The organism is Paracoccus yeei ATCC BAA-599 (genome assembly GCF_000622145.1).
GTDB classification, from domain to species: domain Bacteria; phylum Pseudomonadota; class Alphaproteobacteria; order Rhodobacterales; family Rhodobacteraceae; genus Paracoccus; species Paracoccus yeei.
The window spans coordinates 25,778-42,744 of record NZ_JHWH01000013.1 but is presented as its reverse complement, the minus strand read 5'-3'; the positions used below and the strand labels follow the sequence as shown (position 1 = coordinate 42,744).

17 protein-coding genes are annotated in these 16,967 nt (G+C 68.4%); 10 read left to right on the top strand and 7 right to left on the bottom strand.

Annotated elements, in window-relative coordinates:
• The first annotated feature begins 13 nt into the window (after window positions 1-13).
• Both ctaA and BU28_RS0108170 read left to right on the top strand, forming a co-directional pair.
• Window positions 14-1,159, top strand: a complete 1,146-nt coding sequence (gene ctaA, locus BU28_RS0108175; protein ID WP_028719038.1) for a heme A synthase — start codon at window positions 14-16, stop codon at window positions 1,157-1,159.
• A complete protein-coding gene (locus BU28_RS0108170; RefSeq protein WP_028719037.1) occupies window positions 1,156-2,628 on the top strand; it encodes a carboxypeptidase M32 in 1,473 nt (490 codons plus the stop codon). The genes ctaA and BU28_RS0108170 overlap by 4 nt, the downstream gene beginning before the upstream one ends.
• A gap of 74 nt (window positions 2,629-2,702) precedes the next feature.
• Here the strand turns inward: BU28_RS0108170 and BU28_RS0108165 are convergent, their stop codons facing one another.
• From BU28_RS0108165 to BU28_RS25960, 5 genes are read right to left on the bottom strand one after another with little or no spacing between them, the layout of a single operon-like run.
• The gene (locus tag BU28_RS0108165; protein WP_028719036.1) at window positions 2,703-4,049 is read right to left on the bottom strand and encodes a cytochrome P450; all 1,347 of its coding nucleotides are present in this window, start codon (window positions 4,047-4,049) and stop codon (window positions 2,703-2,705) included.
• The gene (locus BU28_RS0108160; protein WP_036762404.1) at window positions 4,046-5,236 is read right to left on the bottom strand and encodes a hypothetical protein; all 1,191 of its coding nucleotides are present in this window, start codon (window positions 5,234-5,236) and stop codon (window positions 4,046-4,048) included. Before BU28_RS0108160 ends, BU28_RS0108165 begins: the two co-directional genes overlap by 4 nt.
• 54 nt (window positions 5,237-5,290) lie before the next feature.
• The gene (locus BU28_RS0108155) at window positions 5,291-5,974 is read right to left on the bottom strand and encodes a M48 family metallopeptidase (RefSeq protein WP_028719034.1); all 684 of its coding nucleotides are present in this window, start codon (window positions 5,972-5,974) and stop codon (window positions 5,291-5,293) included.
• Window positions 5,975-6,001: 27 nt separating this feature from the next.
• Entirely contained in the window at window positions 6,002-7,183 is a 1,182-nt protein-coding gene (locus tag BU28_RS0108150) for a vWA domain-containing protein (RefSeq protein WP_028719033.1), read from the bottom strand.
• On the bottom strand, window positions 7,183-7,347 hold the full coding sequence (locus tag BU28_RS25960; protein WP_167553485.1) for a hypothetical protein: 165 nt from the start codon (window positions 7,345-7,347) through the stop codon (window positions 7,183-7,185). The genes BU28_RS0108150 and BU28_RS25960 overlap by 1 nt, the downstream gene beginning before the upstream one ends.
• A gap of 117 nt (window positions 7,348-7,464) precedes the next feature.
• Between BU28_RS25960 and BU28_RS0108140 the strand changes: the two genes are divergently transcribed.
• Window positions 7,465-8,589 carry a Ppx/GppA phosphatase family protein gene (locus BU28_RS0108140; protein WP_028719032.1) on the top strand — a complete coding sequence of 375 codons (1,125 nt, stop codon included), beginning with the start codon at window positions 7,465-7,467 and terminating at the stop codon, window positions 8,587-8,589.
• A gap of 1 nt (window position 8,590) precedes the next feature.
• A complete protein-coding gene (locus BU28_RS0108135; protein ID WP_028719031.1) occupies window positions 8,591-9,343 on the top strand; it encodes an RlmE family RNA methyltransferase in 753 nt (250 codons plus the stop codon).
• 21 nt (window positions 9,344-9,364) lie between these two features.
• Here the strand turns inward: BU28_RS0108135 and BU28_RS0108130 are convergent, their stop codons facing one another.
• The gene (locus tag BU28_RS0108130; protein ID WP_028719030.1) at window positions 9,365-10,378 is read right to left on the bottom strand and encodes a helix-turn-helix transcriptional regulator; all 1,014 of its coding nucleotides are present in this window, start codon (window positions 10,376-10,378) and stop codon (window positions 9,365-9,367) included.
• A 93-nt stretch (window positions 10,379-10,471) separates the two neighbouring features.
• A complete protein-coding gene (gene miaA / locus BU28_RS0108125) occupies window positions 10,472-11,365 on the bottom strand; it encodes a tRNA (adenosine(37)-N6)-dimethylallyltransferase MiaA (protein WP_036762433.1) in 894 nt (297 codons plus the stop codon).
• Window positions 11,366-11,453: 88 nt separating this feature from the next.
• On the opposite strand from miaA, the gene pyrH reads away from it, so the two are divergent.
• The 6 genes from pyrH (at window position 11,454) to rseP (ending at window position 16,904) form a co-directional block, all read left to right on the top strand.
• Window positions 11,454-12,185: a UMP kinase gene (gene pyrH / locus BU28_RS0108120; protein ID WP_028719028.1), complete on the top strand. Its 732-nt coding sequence runs from the start codon at window positions 11,454-11,456 to the stop codon at window positions 12,183-12,185.
• A gap of 79 nt (window positions 12,186-12,264) precedes the next feature.
• Window positions 12,265-12,828, top strand: a complete 564-nt coding sequence (gene frr / locus BU28_RS0108115; protein WP_028719027.1) for a ribosome recycling factor — start codon at window positions 12,265-12,267, stop codon at window positions 12,826-12,828.
• 5 nt (window positions 12,829-12,833) lie between these two features.
• Entirely contained in the window at window positions 12,834-13,568 is a 735-nt protein-coding gene (gene uppS, locus BU28_RS0108110; RefSeq protein ID WP_036762400.1) for a polyprenyl diphosphate synthase, read from the top strand.
• Window positions 13,565-14,413, top strand: a complete 849-nt coding sequence (locus BU28_RS0108105) for a phosphatidate cytidylyltransferase (RefSeq protein ID WP_051578036.1) — start codon at window positions 13,565-13,567, stop codon at window positions 14,411-14,413. The genes uppS and BU28_RS0108105 overlap by 4 nt, the downstream gene beginning before the upstream one ends.
• Window positions 14,414-14,418: 5 nt before the next feature.
• Window positions 14,419-15,591: a 1-deoxy-D-xylulose-5-phosphate reductoisomerase gene (dxr, locus tag BU28_RS0108100; protein WP_028719024.1), complete on the top strand. Its 1,173-nt coding sequence runs from the start codon at window positions 14,419-14,421 to the stop codon at window positions 15,589-15,591.
• Window positions 15,588-16,904: an RIP metalloprotease RseP gene (gene rseP / locus BU28_RS0108095; RefSeq protein WP_028719023.1), complete on the top strand. Its 1,317-nt coding sequence runs from the start codon at window positions 15,588-15,590 to the stop codon at window positions 16,902-16,904. Before dxr ends, rseP begins: the two co-directional genes overlap by 4 nt.
• The last annotated feature ends 63 nt before the right edge of the window (window positions 16,905-16,967 follow it).

Here is a 16,967-nt window from a genome sequence, read left to right as displayed (position 1 = left end):
CAAGGAAGCTGACATGGCAAGACGACCCGTCTTTCAGGAAGTCACCGAGACCACTCCCCGCGCGACCCCGCCTCAGGGCGGCATGATCGACCAGGGCCACCGCGGGGCGCGGGGCGCCATCCGCGCCTGGCTGGTCGTCCTGTTCGTGCTGGTCGTGGCGATGATCGCGCTTGGCGGCGCCACCCGGCTGACGGGATCGGGCCTGTCGATCACGGAATGGAAGCCGGTGACCGGGGCGATCCCGCCGATGGACCAGGCCGCCTGGGCGGCCGAGTTCGACAAGTATCAGCGGATCCCGCAGTTCCGGCTGGAGAATCCGGACATGGACCTGGCCGGCTTCAAGCAGATCTACTGGTGGGAATGGTCGCACCGCCTGCTGGGCCGGCTGATCGGGCTGGTCTGGGCGGCGGGCTTCCTGGTCTTTCTGGCCACCCGCCGCATTCCGACCGGCTGGACGCCGCGCCTGTTGCTGCTGGGCGCGCTTGGCGGGCTGCAGGGCGCGATCGGCTGGTGGATGGTCCATTCGGGCCTGTCGGGGGACATGGTGCGCGTCGCCTCGTACCGGCTGGCGACCCACCTGGGGCTGGCCTTTGCCATCCTGGGGCTGATCGCCTGGTATGCGCTGTCGCTGTCGCGCCCCGAGGCGGCCTTGCTGCGCGCCCGCCGCGCCGGAGAGGCGAAGCTGTTTTCCATGACCACCGGGCTGATGCATCTGGCCTTCGTTCAGATCCTGATCGGGGCGCTGGTCGCCGGCATCGACGCGGGGCGGATGTATACCGGCTGGCCCAAGATGGGCGGGGAATGGATTCCCTCGGCCCTGTGGGACGCGGCCCTGGGCTGGCGCAACTTCTTTGAAAACCCGGCGCTGGTGCAGTTCGTCCACCGCATGGTGGCCTATCTGCTGGCGATCTTTGCCGTGGTGGTGTTCCTGCGTGGGCGCCGTTCGCCGCATCCGGTAACGCGGGGGGCCTACGGCGTGATGATCGCGGCGGTTGCGGTCCAGGTGTTTCTGGGCATCATGAACGTGATCCACGCCTCGCCCCTGCCGCTGGCGCTGGCGCATCAGCTGGGGGCTGTGGCACTGTTCACGTTGATCCTGCGCGCCCGTCACCATGCGCGCTATCCTTATGAAACCTCGGTGCGGGGGACCATCCGATGAGCGCTTTCGACGACCTGCTGGCCTTCCAGCGCCAGACCGAAGCCCTGTCATCCGTGGCCGAGCGGCTGGGCTGGGACCAGGAAACCGTCATGCCGCGCGGCGCCGCCGAGCAGCGTTCCGAGGAAATGGCCGCGATGGAGGCGGTGCTGCACGAACGCCGCACCGACCCCCGCATCGGCGAATGGCTGGACCAGGCCGAGCCCGAGGACGACGAGGACCAGCGCATCCTGGATCTGATCGCGCGGGACCACCGCCGGGCCTCGCAGGTGCCGGCGCGGCTGGCGACGGAACTGGCGCGGCAGGTGTCGCTGTCCCAGGGCGTCTGGGCCGAGGCGCGGGCCAAGGATTCCCCTGAAGAATTCCTGCCGGTGCTCGCCGACATCCTGATGCTCAAGCGCGAAGAGGCGGCGGCTCTGGCCGACGGGCGCGACCTTTATGACGCGCTTCTGGACGACTACGAACCCGGCACGACGCAGGCCGACATCGCGGCGCTCTTTGACGCCATGCGTCCCCGCCTGGTCGCCCTGCGCGACGAGGTGCTGGGGGCCGAGTTCCAGCCCCGGCCCCTGACCGGCCACTTCCCTCAGGAAACGCAGCTTCGCCTGGCCCGTGCCTGCGCCACGGCCTACGGGTACGACTGGACGCGGGGACGCATGGACATCGCCGTGCATCCGTTCAGCTCGGGCCGCTGGCAGGACAGCCGCATCACCACGCGGGTGGTCGAGACCGACCCGTTCAACTGCCTGTATTCCACGATCCACGAGGTCGGCCATTCCAGCTACGAACTGGGGATCGACCCCGATTATGCCTTCACGCCGCTGGGGCGGGGCGTGTCGATGGGCGTCCACGAAAGCCAGAGCCGGATCTATGAAAACCAGATCGGCCGGGGGCGCGCCTTTGCCGGCTGGCTGTACCAGCGCATGTCGGATGCCTTCGACGGATTGTCCGTCCCGGGGCCGGATGCCTTCTACGCCACACTGAACCGGGTCACGCCGGGCTTCATCCGCACCGAAGCGGACGAGGTGCAATACAACCTGCACATCATGATGCGCTTTGATCTGGAACGCGACCTGATCGCCGGCCGGCTTGACGTGGACGACCTGGCCGAATCCTGGAACGCCCGCTTCCTGGCCGATTTCGGCGTCGCCGTGGACCGTCCGGCGAATGGCGTCCTGCAGGACGTGCATTGGGCGGTGGGTCTTTTCGGCTATTTCCCGACCTATACGCTGGGCAATGTCTATGCGGGATGCCTGAACAAGGCGATGCGCGCTGCGGTGCCCGATCTCGACCGCTTCCTCGCCGCAGGCGATGCCGCCCCCGCCGTCGAATGGCTGCGCGAGAACGTCCACCGCCATGGCGGCCTGTACCCGCCCCGAGACCTGATCGAACGCGCCATCGAGGGCCCGGTCAGCGAGGCGCCGCTGCTGGATTACCTCGAGGAAAAATTCGCCGGCATCTACCGGCTGTGACCGCGGCATGGGTATTTGGAAAACAGTGAAAACGGGGCGCCGCGCCCGGCTTTCACCGTTATTCAAATACCCGATCAACGCTTCGACAGGCGCAGGTGGATGCCGTTTTTTCCCCGCAGCGTCAGCCGCATGATCGGCACCGGACGTTCGACACCCGGCTCCAGCCGGTAGGCTGCAAGCAGCGCCGACAGGATCAGCGGCCCCTCGATCATCGCAAAGCCGGCGCCGGGACAGGCGCGCGCGCCGGCCGAGAAGGGGATATAGGCATCGCGCATGCAGGCGCGGCCATTTTCGGTTTCCCACCTGGCAGGATCGAAATGGTCGGGGTTGTCCCAAAGCCTTTCGTGGCGGTGCAGGTGAAAGGGCGACAGCACCAGTTGAGCGCCGCGGGGCGCCTTGCGGCCGCGCAGGGTTTCGGGCGCGGCGCATTGGCGGACGGTCATGGCGACGGGCGGATAAAGCCGCAGCGCCTCGCGGAAGACGGCGCGGGACAGGGGCAGGGACTTGATCGTGGCAAAGTCGGGCCGCAGGTTCTCGCGTGCCTCCCTGGCCAGCTTCTCTTGCCATTCGGGGTTCTCGGCCAGCAGGTAAAGCGCCCAGGCCAGGGCAGAGGCGCCGGTTTCGTGTCCCGCCAGGAAGAACGTCGCGACCTCGTCGATCATCTCGCGGTCCGAAAAGACCGCCCCGGTCTGAGGGTCGGGTGTGGTCATGATCTTGGTCGCGAGGTCCTGCGGCGCGGTTCCTGCCGCGATCTGCTCCGCCCTCCGGCTGACCAGTTGCCGGATCAGGCTGCGGATGCGCCGGGCGCTGTGGCGTACGCGGCGGCTGTGATACCGCGCCCAGCGCGGCAGGGCGATCAGCCCGCCCAGGTTCACCATCGGCTGCGCGTCCTGGTGGTCGCGGAAGGCCGAAAACACCTGCGCCGCCGTGGCATCCTCGATCGGGATCGAGAACAGGGTGCGAAAGATCACGTCGGCGGCAATGTGGCTGGTGTGCGGCTCGATGTCGAAATCCTGGCCGTCCGCCAGCTTTCCCAGCCGCGCCACCCCCGACTGCGCGGCGTCCCACATGGCGGGAAACGCCTCGCGCAGGCGACCGCCCTCGAAGGCGGGGTCGATGATGCGGCGCTGGTGCAGCCAGGACTCGCCGTTCGAGATGAAGCTGGAATTGCCCAGAAGCGGCTGCAGGCCCGCCGCCATGCGCGGAGACTTCGGAAAATCCATCGGCCGCTGCTTGAGGATCAGCGCCACCAGGGCGGGATCGTTGCAAGTGAAACTGTGCACGCCCGGGCCCCGGAATTCGGCCATCCAGGCGCGGTACAGCCGTTCGGACTGGGCCGAAAGGATGTCGCGGCGGAAATCGCGGACAAAGCGCCAGACCGAGCCCTTGCCCTGCCGCGACGCCGGCTTCGGCGGGATCATGTCGCAGGATATCCGTTCACGGCCCGCGCGATGCGCCCGGGCGAATGATGCCGGCCGGCAAAGCGCTGCGCCAGGGTCAGCGGGCCGGCCGTGATGGCGAAATAATCGTAGTCGCCCGGCCGGTCGAAGGCGCAGAGATACTGGAAATGCAGCCGGAACCAGCGGCCGCGCAGGGCGCGCTGCCGTTCCGGCGACAGCGTCTGCCGAAAGGCGGCCGACAGGACCAGCGGCTGGCGACGATCCGGCGGCTCGACCCCCGAGACGGCGACCGGGTCGCACAGACCGAAACAGCAGGCATCCCCGGGCGCCGTCACGTCCACCCATTCAAGCTCGGGCCGGGCCGACAGACTGCGCAGGTCGGCCCGCAGCCGGTTGGCGCGGGGAAGGAACGAGGCCATGGGGACGACATGGCCGAGCGACAGGAAGGAAAGTCGCGGACCCTGCGCGGGAACCCGGCCCGAGCGGATCAGCTCGGCCAGGACCGAGACGCCCAGATAGGCGCCCGAGCTGTGGCCGACGACCAGCACCTCGTCCCAGTCGCCGCGCAGGACCTCGGCGATGCGGTCGGCGAACTGGGTCAGCCGCCGTTCCAGCGCCGGGGGATAGGCACCGCTATGCTGCGCGGTGAAGGCATAGTCATGCATCAGGTAATAGGCAAAGATCCGGCCGTCGAGCCGGCGCCACAGCCGCAGCCCCGCCCAGGTCACGGCGGCAAGGACGGGCAGGGTCGCCCACCATTGTCCCGTCAGCCACGCCGCGATCCAGCCGGCCAGCGCACCCGCAAGCAGTGCCACCAGCAACTGTCCGATCAGCACCACCACCGGATAAAGCGCCGCGATCACTGGCCCCCGGCGCAGCCGCATCAGCCGAAGCAGCGCCCCCGAACCGATATAGGCCCAGGCGGTGCGGCAAAGCTGGCCGTAGGTCGCGGCGATGCTTTGCCCCATCGAGCCCTGCACGATGTCGGCCCAGACCAGGACCTCGAACTCCGCCTCGGCGCGGGTACCGGAAAAATTGCCCTCAACGCCCCAGCCAAAGCCGGTGCGGTCGCGCCGCGCGCCGAACTCCAGCCGATAGCCCGAGATGCGGGCCTGCTCGGCCCCTTCGCGCTTGTAAAGCTCGCGATAGCGGCGGGGCGGGATCGGGTCGAAGCCGGGAAGGTATAGGACGCGGCGGCGGAAGGTCATCTGAACTCGGCGGTTTTGCAACCGCAGCATAGTCCAAACCCCGTCCGCTACAAGTCAGGCGATGCCCCAGCGGCGTTCCAGCGCCTCGATGGCGGCGATGCGCTTGTCGGTCCGGGGATGGGACAGCAGCCAGGCCGGTGCGGTGCCGCGCCCCCCGGCCAGGGCATCGAGCTTGCGAAACAGGCTTTTCTGCGGCGCCGTGCCCAGGCCCGCCTTGACCATCAGCGCGCTGGCGAAGGCGTCGGCCTCGAATTCGTCCTGGCGCGAGAGGCGGGCCGAGACGGCGGTCGCCGCAAGGTTGGCGATCCAGGCGCCGATCCCGGGCAGGAACCGGCCCAGCACCCCGGCCAGAACCACGCGGATGACGTTCTGCCCGGCGAAATCGACCATGCGCCGGCGGCCGTGCCCGTGGGCCACATGACCCAGTTCATGGGCGATGACCGAGGCAAGCTCGGCCTCGGTCACGGCGCCGGCGTCGAGCTTGTCCAGAAACCCCCGGGTCAGGAAGATCCGCCCGTCGGGCGCCGCCAGCCCGTTCACCGGCGCGATTTCATAGACATGGGCGCGGATCGGGGGCAGGTCCATTGCCCGGCCCAGCCGTTCCAGCATCGGTTTCAGCCGGGGATGGTCCAGCGGCGTCGACCGGCTGTTCAGTTCGGCCTTGAGCCGCCACAGCGAAAAGAACCACATCGCCATGGCATAAAGCAGGATCAGCAGGATCGGGGTGAATTTCAGCATGATCCGAATATGGGCCCGCTGGCGGCATTAGCCAAGCAGGCGCATGGCGCGCGTCAGCCCGTCCAGCGTCAGGGGCTGCATCCGGCCCTGGACGATCTCGGAGATCATGCGGATCGAGGGGGTATGTCCCCATTGTCCCTGGGGCACCGGGTTCAGCCAGACGTGGTCGGGCCATGTCTCGCCCAGGCGCAGCAGCCAGGTTTCGCCCGATTCGGGGTTCCAGTGTTCGTTCGCGCCGCCCGGCACCGCAATCTCATAGGGCGACATCGAGGCGTCGCCCACGATGATCGCCTTGTAGTCGCGGCCATAGCGGTTCAGCACGTCCCAGGTGGGCATGGTTTCGGTCCAGCGGCGGCGGTTGTCCTTCCACAGCGCCTCATAGATGCAGTTGTGGAAATAGAAATGTTCCAGATGCTTGAACTCGGACCGCGCGGCCGAGAACAGCTCGTCCACCAGGCGCGAGTGGTCGTCCATGCTGCCGCCGGCGTCCAGGAACAGCAGGACCTTGACGGCATTCCTGCGCTCGGGCCGGGTCTGCACGTCGATATAGCCGTGCTCGGCGCTGGCGCGGATGGTGCCGGGCAGGTCCAGTTCCTCGGCCGCGCCGTGGCGGGCCCATTGGCGCAACCGCTTCAGCGCGACCTTGATGGTGCGGGTGCCCAGTTCCACCGAATCGTCGAAGTCGCGGAATTCGCGCTTGTCCCAGACCTTGACCGCGCGGCGGTGGCGGCTGGCGTCCTGGCCGATGCGCACGCCTTCGGGGTTGTAGCCATGGGCGCCGAAGGGCGAGGTGCCGGCGGTGCCGATCCATTTGTTGCCGCCCTGGTGGCGGCCCTGCTGTTCGGCCAGGCGCTCGCGCAGGCGTTTCATCAGTTCGTCAAAGCTGCCGGGCCCCTGGATGGCGGCGCGTTCCTCGGGCGTCAGCAGCTTTTCGGCCAGCTTCTCAAGCCATTCGCGGGGGATCGAGACCTCGTCCAGCAGCGCCTGAACCGGAATCTCGTCCAGGCCGGAAAACGCCTCGGCAAAGGCGCGGTCGAAACGGTCGATATGCGCCTCGGACTTGACCAGCGTGGCGCGGGCCAGGTGATAGAACCCTTCGGGCGTCCAGTCCGACAGGCCCGCCTGCAGACCCGCCAGCAGGTCCAGGTATTCCCGCAGGCTGGCGGGCACTCCGTGCCGGCGCAGGCTGTCGAGAAAGGGCCGAAACATCAGGTCATCCGGCTGACCAGCACGGTCAGGAAAATGCCCAGCACCGCGAATCCGATGGCGTGGGCTGCGGCGTATTGCACGCGGTCGGCCAAGGCGCCGCCCAGTTTCCCGGCGCGCATCCAGCCGATCGCGGCACCAAGGATCAGGGCGGCGATGACGATCATGGCGCAGGCATAGCCCGCCCGTCCTGCCCTGTCGAGAACCCGCGAGGACCCGCGGGGTCTTGAACCGCCGGGGGGCGCGCGTTACGTTCGTTTCAACTTGTTATCGGAGGGCGTGACATGGCGCCCAGGCGTCCTGCGGGTGCGGACGCGTTCCCGAAAAAAACGGTCGAGCCTTTCGTCACCCGCCCGGCCGAGGACGGGCTGCTTTACGCGGCCTTGGATCTTGGCACCAACAGCTGCCGGATGCTGATTGCCCGACCCCAGGGCAGTCAGTTCCAGGTGGTCGACAGCTTCTCGAAACCTGTCCAGCTGGGGCAGGGGCTGGAAGCATCGGGCAGGCTTTCGCGTCCCTCGATGGCGCGGACGGTCCATGCCCTGCAGGTGTGCCGGCGCAAGCTTGAGGCGCACAAGGTCACGCGCATGCGTCTGGTCGCGACCGAGGCCTGCCGGCGCGCACGCAACAGCCGCGACTTCCTGCGCATGATCCGGCGCGAAACCGGCCTGCCGGTGGAAATCATCGACGCCGAGGAGGAGGCCCGGCTGGCCGTGATCTCCTGCGCGCCGCTGGTCAGCCATCGCACGGACCAATTGCTGGTCGTCGATATCGGCGGGGGGTCCACCGAACTGGTCTGGATCGACCTCGAGGATGTCGAGCCGACCGAGCGGCCGCGCGCGATCATGCGTCTGGCCGACGGGTTCCGCAATCCGCGCCCGGGCGGCGCGCGTGTCGTGGACTGGATCAGCGTGCCCCTGGGGGTCGCCACGCTGCGCGACCAGTTCGAGGATGTCGAGGACGACCAGGGCCGTTTCGCCCTGATGTCCTGGCATTTCGAGGAGATGCTGTCGGGTTTCAGCCCCTATGCGCTGACGCAAAGCTTCGACGACAGTTTCCAGGTGATCGGCACCTCGGGGACGGTGACGACCGTGGCGGCCAGCCACCTGGGGTTGCGGCGCTATGACCGGACCAAGGTGGACGGGCTGACCATGACCTCGGCCCAGATCGACCGGGTGATCCGCGATTACCTGGCGCTGGGGCCCGAGGGGCGGCGCGCCGACCCGCGCATCGGGCGCGAGCGTCACGCACTTATCATGTCGGGCGCGGCGATCCTGCAGACGCTGATGCGGGTCTGGCCGACGACGCGGCTGTCGGTCGCCGATCGCGGCCTGCGCGAGGGGCTGCTTTACGCGCAGATGGTCAAGGACGGGGTCTTGGCCCCGGATGGATTGAACGGGGTGGCATGAGATGAGCCAGGGTAAGACGCCGGGCGAAAAGAAATCCTCGGGTCGCGGGCAACGCGACCTGCGGGTGCGGGTGAAATCGGCCAAGGGGCGCAAGCTGTCCAGCACGCTGTGGCTGGAACGCCAGCTGAACGATCCCTATGTGGCCCGCGCCAAACGCGAGGGCTATCGCGGCCGGGCCGCCTACAAGATCCTGGAATTGGACGACAAGTATCGATTCCTGGTGCCCGGCGCCCGGGTGGTGGACCTGGGCTGCGCGCCCGGCGGCTGGTGCCAGGTCGCGGTCGCGCGGGTGAATGCCCTGGGCGAGACCTCGGGCAAGAAGGTCGGCCGCGTGCTGGGCGTCGACCTGCAAGAGGTCGATCCCATCGCCGGGGCCGAAATCCATCAGCTGGACTTCCTGTCCGAGGGCGCGGACGACAAGGTCAAGGACTGGCTTGGCGGTCGCGCCGATGTGGTCATGTCGGACATGGCGGCGGCGTCGTCCGGCCACAAGGGCACCGACCATCTGCGCATCGTGGCCCTGGTCGAGGCGGCGCTGCAACTGGCCTTCGACGTGCTGGAGCCGGGCGGCACCTTTGTCGCCAAGGTGCTGGCGGGCGGGGCGGAGAACGACATGCAGGCGATGCTCAAGCGCAGCTTCACCAAGGTCGCGAACGTCAAGCCGCCGGCCAGCCGCTCGGATTCGTCGGAAAAGTTCGTCGTGGCCCAGGGGTTTCGCGGCCGCGATCCGCTTGCCGCGCCGGCCGAGGAGTGAGGGCCGGGGGCCAAGGGTGGCCTATTCGGCCGCCTCGGACCGGACCATGGCGCGGAAGTGGTCGGGCGTCTGGCCGGTTCCGGCCATGAAGCAGCGCATGAAATGGCCAAGCCCGCCATAGCCCAGTTCCTGCGCGATCTGCGTCACGGGTTGGTCCGTATCGCGCAACAGCCGGGCGGCCCGTTCAAGCCGCAGGGCATAGATCAGCTCCAGCGCGCTGCGGCCCCGCGCCGCGCGGCAGGCGCGGTCCAGTTGCGCGACGGTGCAGCCCAGATCCGCCGCCAGGTCGGCAATGACGATATCCCGGTCCAGGCGCCCTTTGGCCACGGCCAGGAAGCGTTCGGCCAAGGATGCGAAGTCGATGTTCGTCTGCGTTTCCGGGTCCGCTGAGGCCGGCGAAAGCCGGTTCAGCGCGGCCGCCAGCAGGCCAAGCTGGCAAGCGGCCGCCGCAAGATCCGCAGAGCCGCGCGGTATCCCGCGACCCAGGGCGCGCAGGGCGGGCTCGATCAACGGGGCATCGTCGGGGCGGGGCGGGCCACAGCGCCAGGCGGGCGGCAGGTCCACCGCAAGCTGCTGGGCAACCATGGGGGGCACCAGCAACACCAGCCCCCGGCATCCCATGCCCGGCTGCATCGCAAAGGCCGTGCCCGCCGGGACAAAGGCCAGCCGCCCGGCCGACACCGGATGGCCGCTGCGGGGCAGCTCGATGGTCATGCCGCCGTCCTGCACAAGGATCAGGACATGATCGCCCCGAACCCTGGGCCTGGCGCCTTGTCCGGCCCGGGCCCGCTGGACCGCGCCGCCCCAGACGAAACCGTCCAGCGGGATCAGCCGCAGGCCGTCGAACGGCATCGGGCGCCGAGGGCACGGCAAGGGCGAGGCAGCTGCGTCACCGGAAACAGGGGGCAGGGCGCGGGGATCCACGGGGGCAGGGTCCAGAATGGTCTCTGCCGTGATCCGGGCCTGGCGCAGGCGTTCCAGGGCGGGCGCCTCCGCCGGATCGTCCTGCCAAGGGAAAAGATGACGCAGGTTCATGACATGCCGCCGCCTTTGCGGTTCCCGAGGGCTGTGCCCCCTACACAAGCAACGGTTTAGACGCCGCAAGGTTGCGATATTAACGCGCGGCCTTCAATTTTCCCGGTCGACGGGAATTTGTCGCCAGTCGCGCAGCCTGCCCCGGAAAAAGATGCGCTGCGCCTTGGCATATTGCCGGGTCGCGACGATGGCGCGTTCGATCGCCTGATCCAGCGTCGATTCGCCGCGCAGATGCGCGACCAGTTCCGGTGCGCCGATGGCGCGCGCCCAAAGCGCACGGGGCTGCCAGCGCGGCAGCATGGCGCGCACCTCGTCCAGCGCGCCCTGCTCCATCATCGCATGAAACCGCCGCTCGATCCGCCGGGCCAGCCAGTCGCGGTCGCTGGTCAGGACAATCCGCTCGGCGGCCGACGCAGGGATCAGGGGCGGCGGCGTCTCGGCCTGCCAGGCGGCCAGGCCCCGGCCCGACGCGGTCAGCACCTCCCAGGCGCGCTGGACGCGGGCGGGGTTGCGCAGGTCGATGCGGGCCCGCGTGTCGGGGTCGAGATCGGCCACCATCCGCGCCAGCCCGCCGGGTTCCGCGATCAGCGCATCGGCCCGTGCCCGGACTTCGGCGGGAACCGGGGGCATGACGGCCAGCCCGCTGGTCAAGGCGTTCAGGTAAAGCCCGGTCCCGCCCACCACGATCAGCCGCTGGCCCGTCGCCAGGATCTCGCGCAGCTGCGCCAGCCAGTCGCCCACGGAATAGGGCGCGCCGGGCAGCATGTGGCCGTAAAGTCTGTGCGGGGCCTGCGCCTCCTCCTCGGCCGAGGGACGGGCCGAGATCACCCGCCAGCACGACCAGACCTGCAACGCATCCGCGTTCACGATGACCCCGCCCTGCGACCGTGCGATGCCCAGCGCCAGCGCCGATTTGCCGCTGGCGGTCGGGCCGGCGATCAGCACATGGCGGCCGGCCGGGATCAAGGCGGAAAGCCGGTCTGACATCAGGACAGCAAAGCGTGGTGGCGGTTGAACATCGGGGCTGTTTGCGACATTTTGCGCGGCAATGAAACTGCGAACAAGGCGGCCCGTGATGACCGACGACACCAAGAAGCCCGGCAAATACGGCCGCGTCATGCTGAAAATCTCGGGCGAGGCGCTGATGGGCGACCAGGGCTATGGCCTGCATCCGCCGACCGTGGCGCGCATCGCGCACGAAGTCCGCTCGGTCCACGACATGGGGGTCGAGATCTGCATGGTCATCGGCGGCGGCAACATCTTTCGCGGCCTGCAGGGCAGCGCGCAGGGCATGGACCGCGCGACCGCCGATTACATGGGGATGCTGGCCACGGTGATGAACGCCCTGGGCATGCAGGCCGCGCTGGAGGCCGAGGGCATCCACACCCGCGTCATCAGCGCCATCCGCATGGACGAGGTGGCCGAACCGTATATCCGCCGCCGCGCCGTCCGCCACCTGGAAAAGAAGCGCGTCTGCATCTTTGCCGCCGGCACCGGCAACCCCTATTTCACCACCGACACGGCGGCGACGCTGCGCGCCAATGAAATGAACTGCGAGGCGATCTTCAAGGGCACCAAGGTCGATGGCGTCTATGACAAGGATCCCAAGAAATTCCCCGACGCCAAGCGCTATGAAAACGTCACCTATGACGAGGTTCTGCAAAAGCACCTGGGGGTGATGGACGCCTCGGCCATTGCGCTGGCACGCGACAACGACCTGCCGATCATCGTTTTCTCGCTGGATGAGCCCGGCGGTTTCCGAGGAATCCTGGCAGGCGAGGGCACTTATACGCGGGTGCATGGTTAAAATGGCAGCATAGGCTTTGCCTTGCCGGCAAGGCTCGGCTAAAAGCGCTGAAAACCAACAGCAGAGGCCATGACCGAGCATGTCCGACGAGATCGAGATCGACACCGACGACCTGGAACGCCGCATGAAGGGCGCCATGGATTCGCTGCGCCATGAATTTGCGTCGCTGCGCACCGGCCGCGCCTCGGCCAGCATGGTCGAGCCGATCATGGTGGATGCCTATGGCTCGCCCACGCCCATCAACCAGATCGGCACGGTGAACGTGCCCGAGCCGCGTATGGTGACGATCAACATCTGGGACAAGGCGCTGGTCGGAAAGGCCGAAAAGGCGATCCGCGATTCCGGCCTGGGCATCAACCCGCAGTTGAACGGCACCATCATCATGCTGCCGATCCCCGAATTGAACGAGGAGCGTCGCCGCGACCTGACCCGCGTTGCCGCGCAATATGCCGAACATGCCCGCGTCGCGATCCGCAACGTGCGCCGCGACGGCATGGACCAGATCAAGAAGGCCAAGGCGGCCGGCATGTCCGAGGACGATCAGAAGTTCTGGGAATCGGCCGTGCAGGATCTGACCGACAAGATGATCGCGGCTGTGGACCAGGCGCTGGAATCCAAGCAAGCCGAAATCATGCAGGTCTGATCCAGATGGCCGATCCCGCAGCCAGCCTGCCCAAAGCCGGGGGCGGCGACGCCAAACCCCGGCATGTCGCCATCATCATGGATGGCAACGGCCGCTGGGCCGTCAACAAGGGCTGGCCGCGGCTTGTCGGCCATCGGCGGGGGGCCGAACGCGTCAAGCAGATCGTGCGCGCCTGTCCCGACATGGGGGTGAACTGGCTGACGCTTTACGCCTTTTCGACCGAGAACTGGAAGCGCACGGCCGAGGAGGTCCTGGGCCTGATGCGCATCTTTGCCCGCTATATCGAGCGCGAGGCCGATGGCCTGTCCGCCGAGGGCGTGCGGATGCGCTTCATCGGCGGACGCGAGCGGCTGGATCCCCGGCTGCAGCGGCTGATGGCCGGGATCGAGGCGCGCACCGCCTGCAACAGCCGGCTGAACCTGACCGTCGCGATCAACTACGGCGGCCGGGACGAGATCGCGCGCGCCGCCGCCCGCATGGCGGAGCGCATCGCCCGGGGCGAGATTCAAGCACCTACCGAGGCCGATTTCGCCGCCTGCCTGGATACGGCGGGTCAGCCCGACCCCGACCTGGTGATCCGCACCAGCGGGGAAACCCGGACCTCGAATTTCCTGCCCTATCAGGCGGCCTATTCGGAATACGAATTCACGCCCACGCTTTGGCCCGATTTCACCCCGGATCATCTGGCCGCCATCCTGGACCGCTTCGGGTTGCGCGACCGGCGCTTCGGGGGCGCATGACGGGGGGCGACACCCCTCGCGGGCGGTTGCGTGACAGGCTCAAGCCGGGCAAGTGGTCCGATCTGCGCAAGCGCTTCGGCTGGGGCGCGTTGCTGCTGGTCATCGGCATCGTGCTGCTGCTGTCCTCGGGCCTGTGGATGCGGCTGGGCGTTTCGGTCATCGCAGGTCTGATGATGTGGGAACTGGCCCGGCTGACGGGCTGGCGCCATCCCGAGTTTCACAGCCCGCGCCATCCGGTGCTGATCGGCCTGCTGTCGGGGCTGGTTCTGCTGACCATGCTGGTCCTGTCCGGCGACAAGCCTTTGCTGCTGATCTTGCTGCCGATCCTGGCCGGGCTGCCGGGCACGCACAGCCACGAACGGCCCGCCTATGTGCTGTTCACCGTCGCGATCCTGGGCGCCGCCTATGCGCTGGTCGCCATGCGCGAGGTGATGGGCCTGGCGACGGTGTTCTGGATCGTGGCGACCGTGGTGCAGTCGGATGTGCTGGGCTATTTCGTGGGCCGCAAGGTCGGCGGCCGCAAGTTCTGGCCCTCGATCAGCCCCAAAAAGACCTGGAGCGGCACGCTTGCCGGCTGGGTCGGCGCGCTGGTGCTGGCCCTTGGCCTGTGGGTGTTCGGCCTGGGGACTTGGCCGGTCCTGCTGGTCGGGCCGCTGCTGGCGATCGCGGGGCAGTTCGGCGACATCGCGGAAAGCTGGCTCAAGCGCCGGGTGGGCGCCAAGGACAGTTCGCAGCTGATCCCCGGCCACGGCGGGGTCATGGACCGTTTCGACGCCATGTCGGGGGCGTTGCTGCTTGCACTGGTGCTGATGCTGGTCCATCTGTTGCCGATAATCGGAGGCTGAGGACCATGCGCAGCGTTTCGGTGCTGGGGGCCACGGGGTCCATCGGCGAAAGCGCATTTGATCTGCTGATGCGTGCGGGCGGGCCCGAGGCCTATCGCACCGTCGCCCTGACCGGGGCGGCCAATGTCGGGCGCCTGGCCGAAATGGCGCGCGCCCTGCGGGCCGAGATCGCCGTGACCGCGCTGCCGGAAAAGCTGGGCGCGCTGCGCGAGGCGCTGGCCGGTTCGGGCATCGAGACGGCAGCGGGCCCCGAGGCCGTGGCCGAGGCGGCGGCGCGCCCGGCCGACTGGACCCTGTCTGCCATCATCGGCGCAGCCGGCCTGCCGCCGGGACTGGAGGTTCTGCGCCGTGGCGGCACGCTGGCCCTGGCCAACAAGGAATCGCTGGTCGCCGCAGGGCGCCTGGTGATGGGCGAAAGCCAGCGCAACGGGGCCGTGATCCTGCCTGTCGATTCCGAACATTCCGCGATATTTCAATCGCTTCACGGAGAAAACCTCGACAGTGTCGAGCATGTTACCATCACCGCCTCGGGGGGCGCTTTCCGCGACTGGCCGCTGGAGCGGCTGGCTCGGGCCACGGTGGCCGAGGCATCCTCGCATCCCAATTGGGCGATGGGGCAGCGCATCACCATCGATAGCGCCAGCATGTTCAACAAGGCGCTGGAGGTCATCGAGGCGCACGAATTCTTTGGCCTGTCCTGCGACCAGATCAAGGTGCTGGTGCATCCGCAATCCATCGTTCACGCCATGGTCAGCCACAGGGACGGCGGCTCGATCGCGCATCTGGGCGCGCCGGACATGCGCCATGCGATCGGCTATGCGCTGCACTGGCCGCAGCGCGCGGCCCTGCCGGTGCCGGCGCTGGACCTGGCGGCGCTTGGCAGCCTGACCTTCACGGCCCCGGACGAGGCGCGCTGGCCCGCGCTGCGGCTGGCGCGTCAGGTCATCCGGGCCGGCGGCGCGGCGGGCGCGGTGTTGAACGCGGCCAAGGAACAGGCGCTGGACGACTTCATCGCCGGCCGCATCGGCTTCATGGACATGGCCCCGGCGGTCGAACGTGCGCTGGACGCCTGTGCACGCGAGCCCGGCTTTGCGTCCAGCCCCGGCGATCTGGCGACCGTACTGGAATGGGACGCGCAGGCGCGGCGGCTTGCCGCCTGCACGGCGGGGGCGGCATGATCGGACAGCTTGTGGATACGCTCTGGACGGTCGGCGCCTTCATCCTGGCGCTGTCGATCATCGTCACCGTGCACGAATACGGCCACTACATCATCGGCCGGCTGTCGGGCATCAAGGCCGAGGTGTTCTCGCTGGGCTTCGGGCCCCGGCTGATGTCCCGCCGCGACCGGCGCGGGACCCTGTGGCAGGTCGCTGCGATCCCGCTGGGCGGCTATGTGCGGTTCCTGGGCGACGCCGACGCGGCCAGCGCAGGTTCGGTTCCCGTCGATCCCGACCGGGCCCGGCAGAGCCTGACCGGAGCGCCGCTTTGGGCCCGCTTTGCCACCGTGGCGGCGGGGCCGGTCTTCAACTTCGTATTGTCGATCCTGGTCTTTGCCGGAATGGCGATGTGGCAGGGCATGCCGACCGACGAGCCCGCCGTGGGCACGCTGCATCCGGTGCCGCCGGGGGTCGAGATCGGGCTTGAGCCCGGCGACCGCATCCTGGCGGTCGAGGGGCGCGCCGTCCCGGACTGGCAATCGCTGGGCCGGATCGCCGGGGAACTGCCGCCACAGCCATCCTATGCCTGGACGGTGCGCCGCGACGGGGCCGAGGTCACGGTTCCCGGCCCCTCGCCGATGCCGCCGCTGATCACCGGGGTTTCGCCCCGCAGCGCCGCAGCCTCGGCCGGGCTGCGGGCGGGCGACGTGATCCTGGCCATCGACAACGATCCCGTAACCCGCTTTGACGAATTGCGCGACAAGGTGGCCGAGGCGCAGGGCCGTCCCGTCCTGCTGCGCATCTGGCGCCCGGGCGAGGGCGAGGCCGACTATACCCTGGTCCCCCGCGAACAGGACCTGCCGACCGCGACCGGCTATGAAAAGCGCTGGCTGATCGGCGTCACCGGCGGGGGCGCCTTCTTTGACCCGGCGACCCGGCCCACGGGGCTGGCCGAGGCGGCGCAGATCGGCGTCGCGCGAACCTGGGACATCATCGCATCCTCGGTTTCGGGGCTTTGGGCGATGGCGACGGGACAGATCGGCACCTGCAATCTGGGGGGCGCGATCAGCATCGCCAAAAGCACGGGGCAGGCGGCCTCGGCGGGCGGGGGCGACTTCATCTGGTGGATCGCGGTGCTGTCCGCTGCCATCGGTTTCCTGAACCTGCTGCCGGTGCCGGTGCTGGATGGCGGCCACCTGATGTTTTACACCTACGAGGCGATTGCCGGCCGCCGCCCGTCGGACCGCGTCCTCGAGGTGCTGTCGGCGCTGGGAATGGCGGCGGTCCTGGCATTGATGGTCTTTGGCCTCACCAACGATCTTTTCTGTCCCTAGAGGGCGTTGCCTTTTGACAGTCCCGCCCGCTTCGCTGTATCCACGGAAGCAATTATGGCGGGA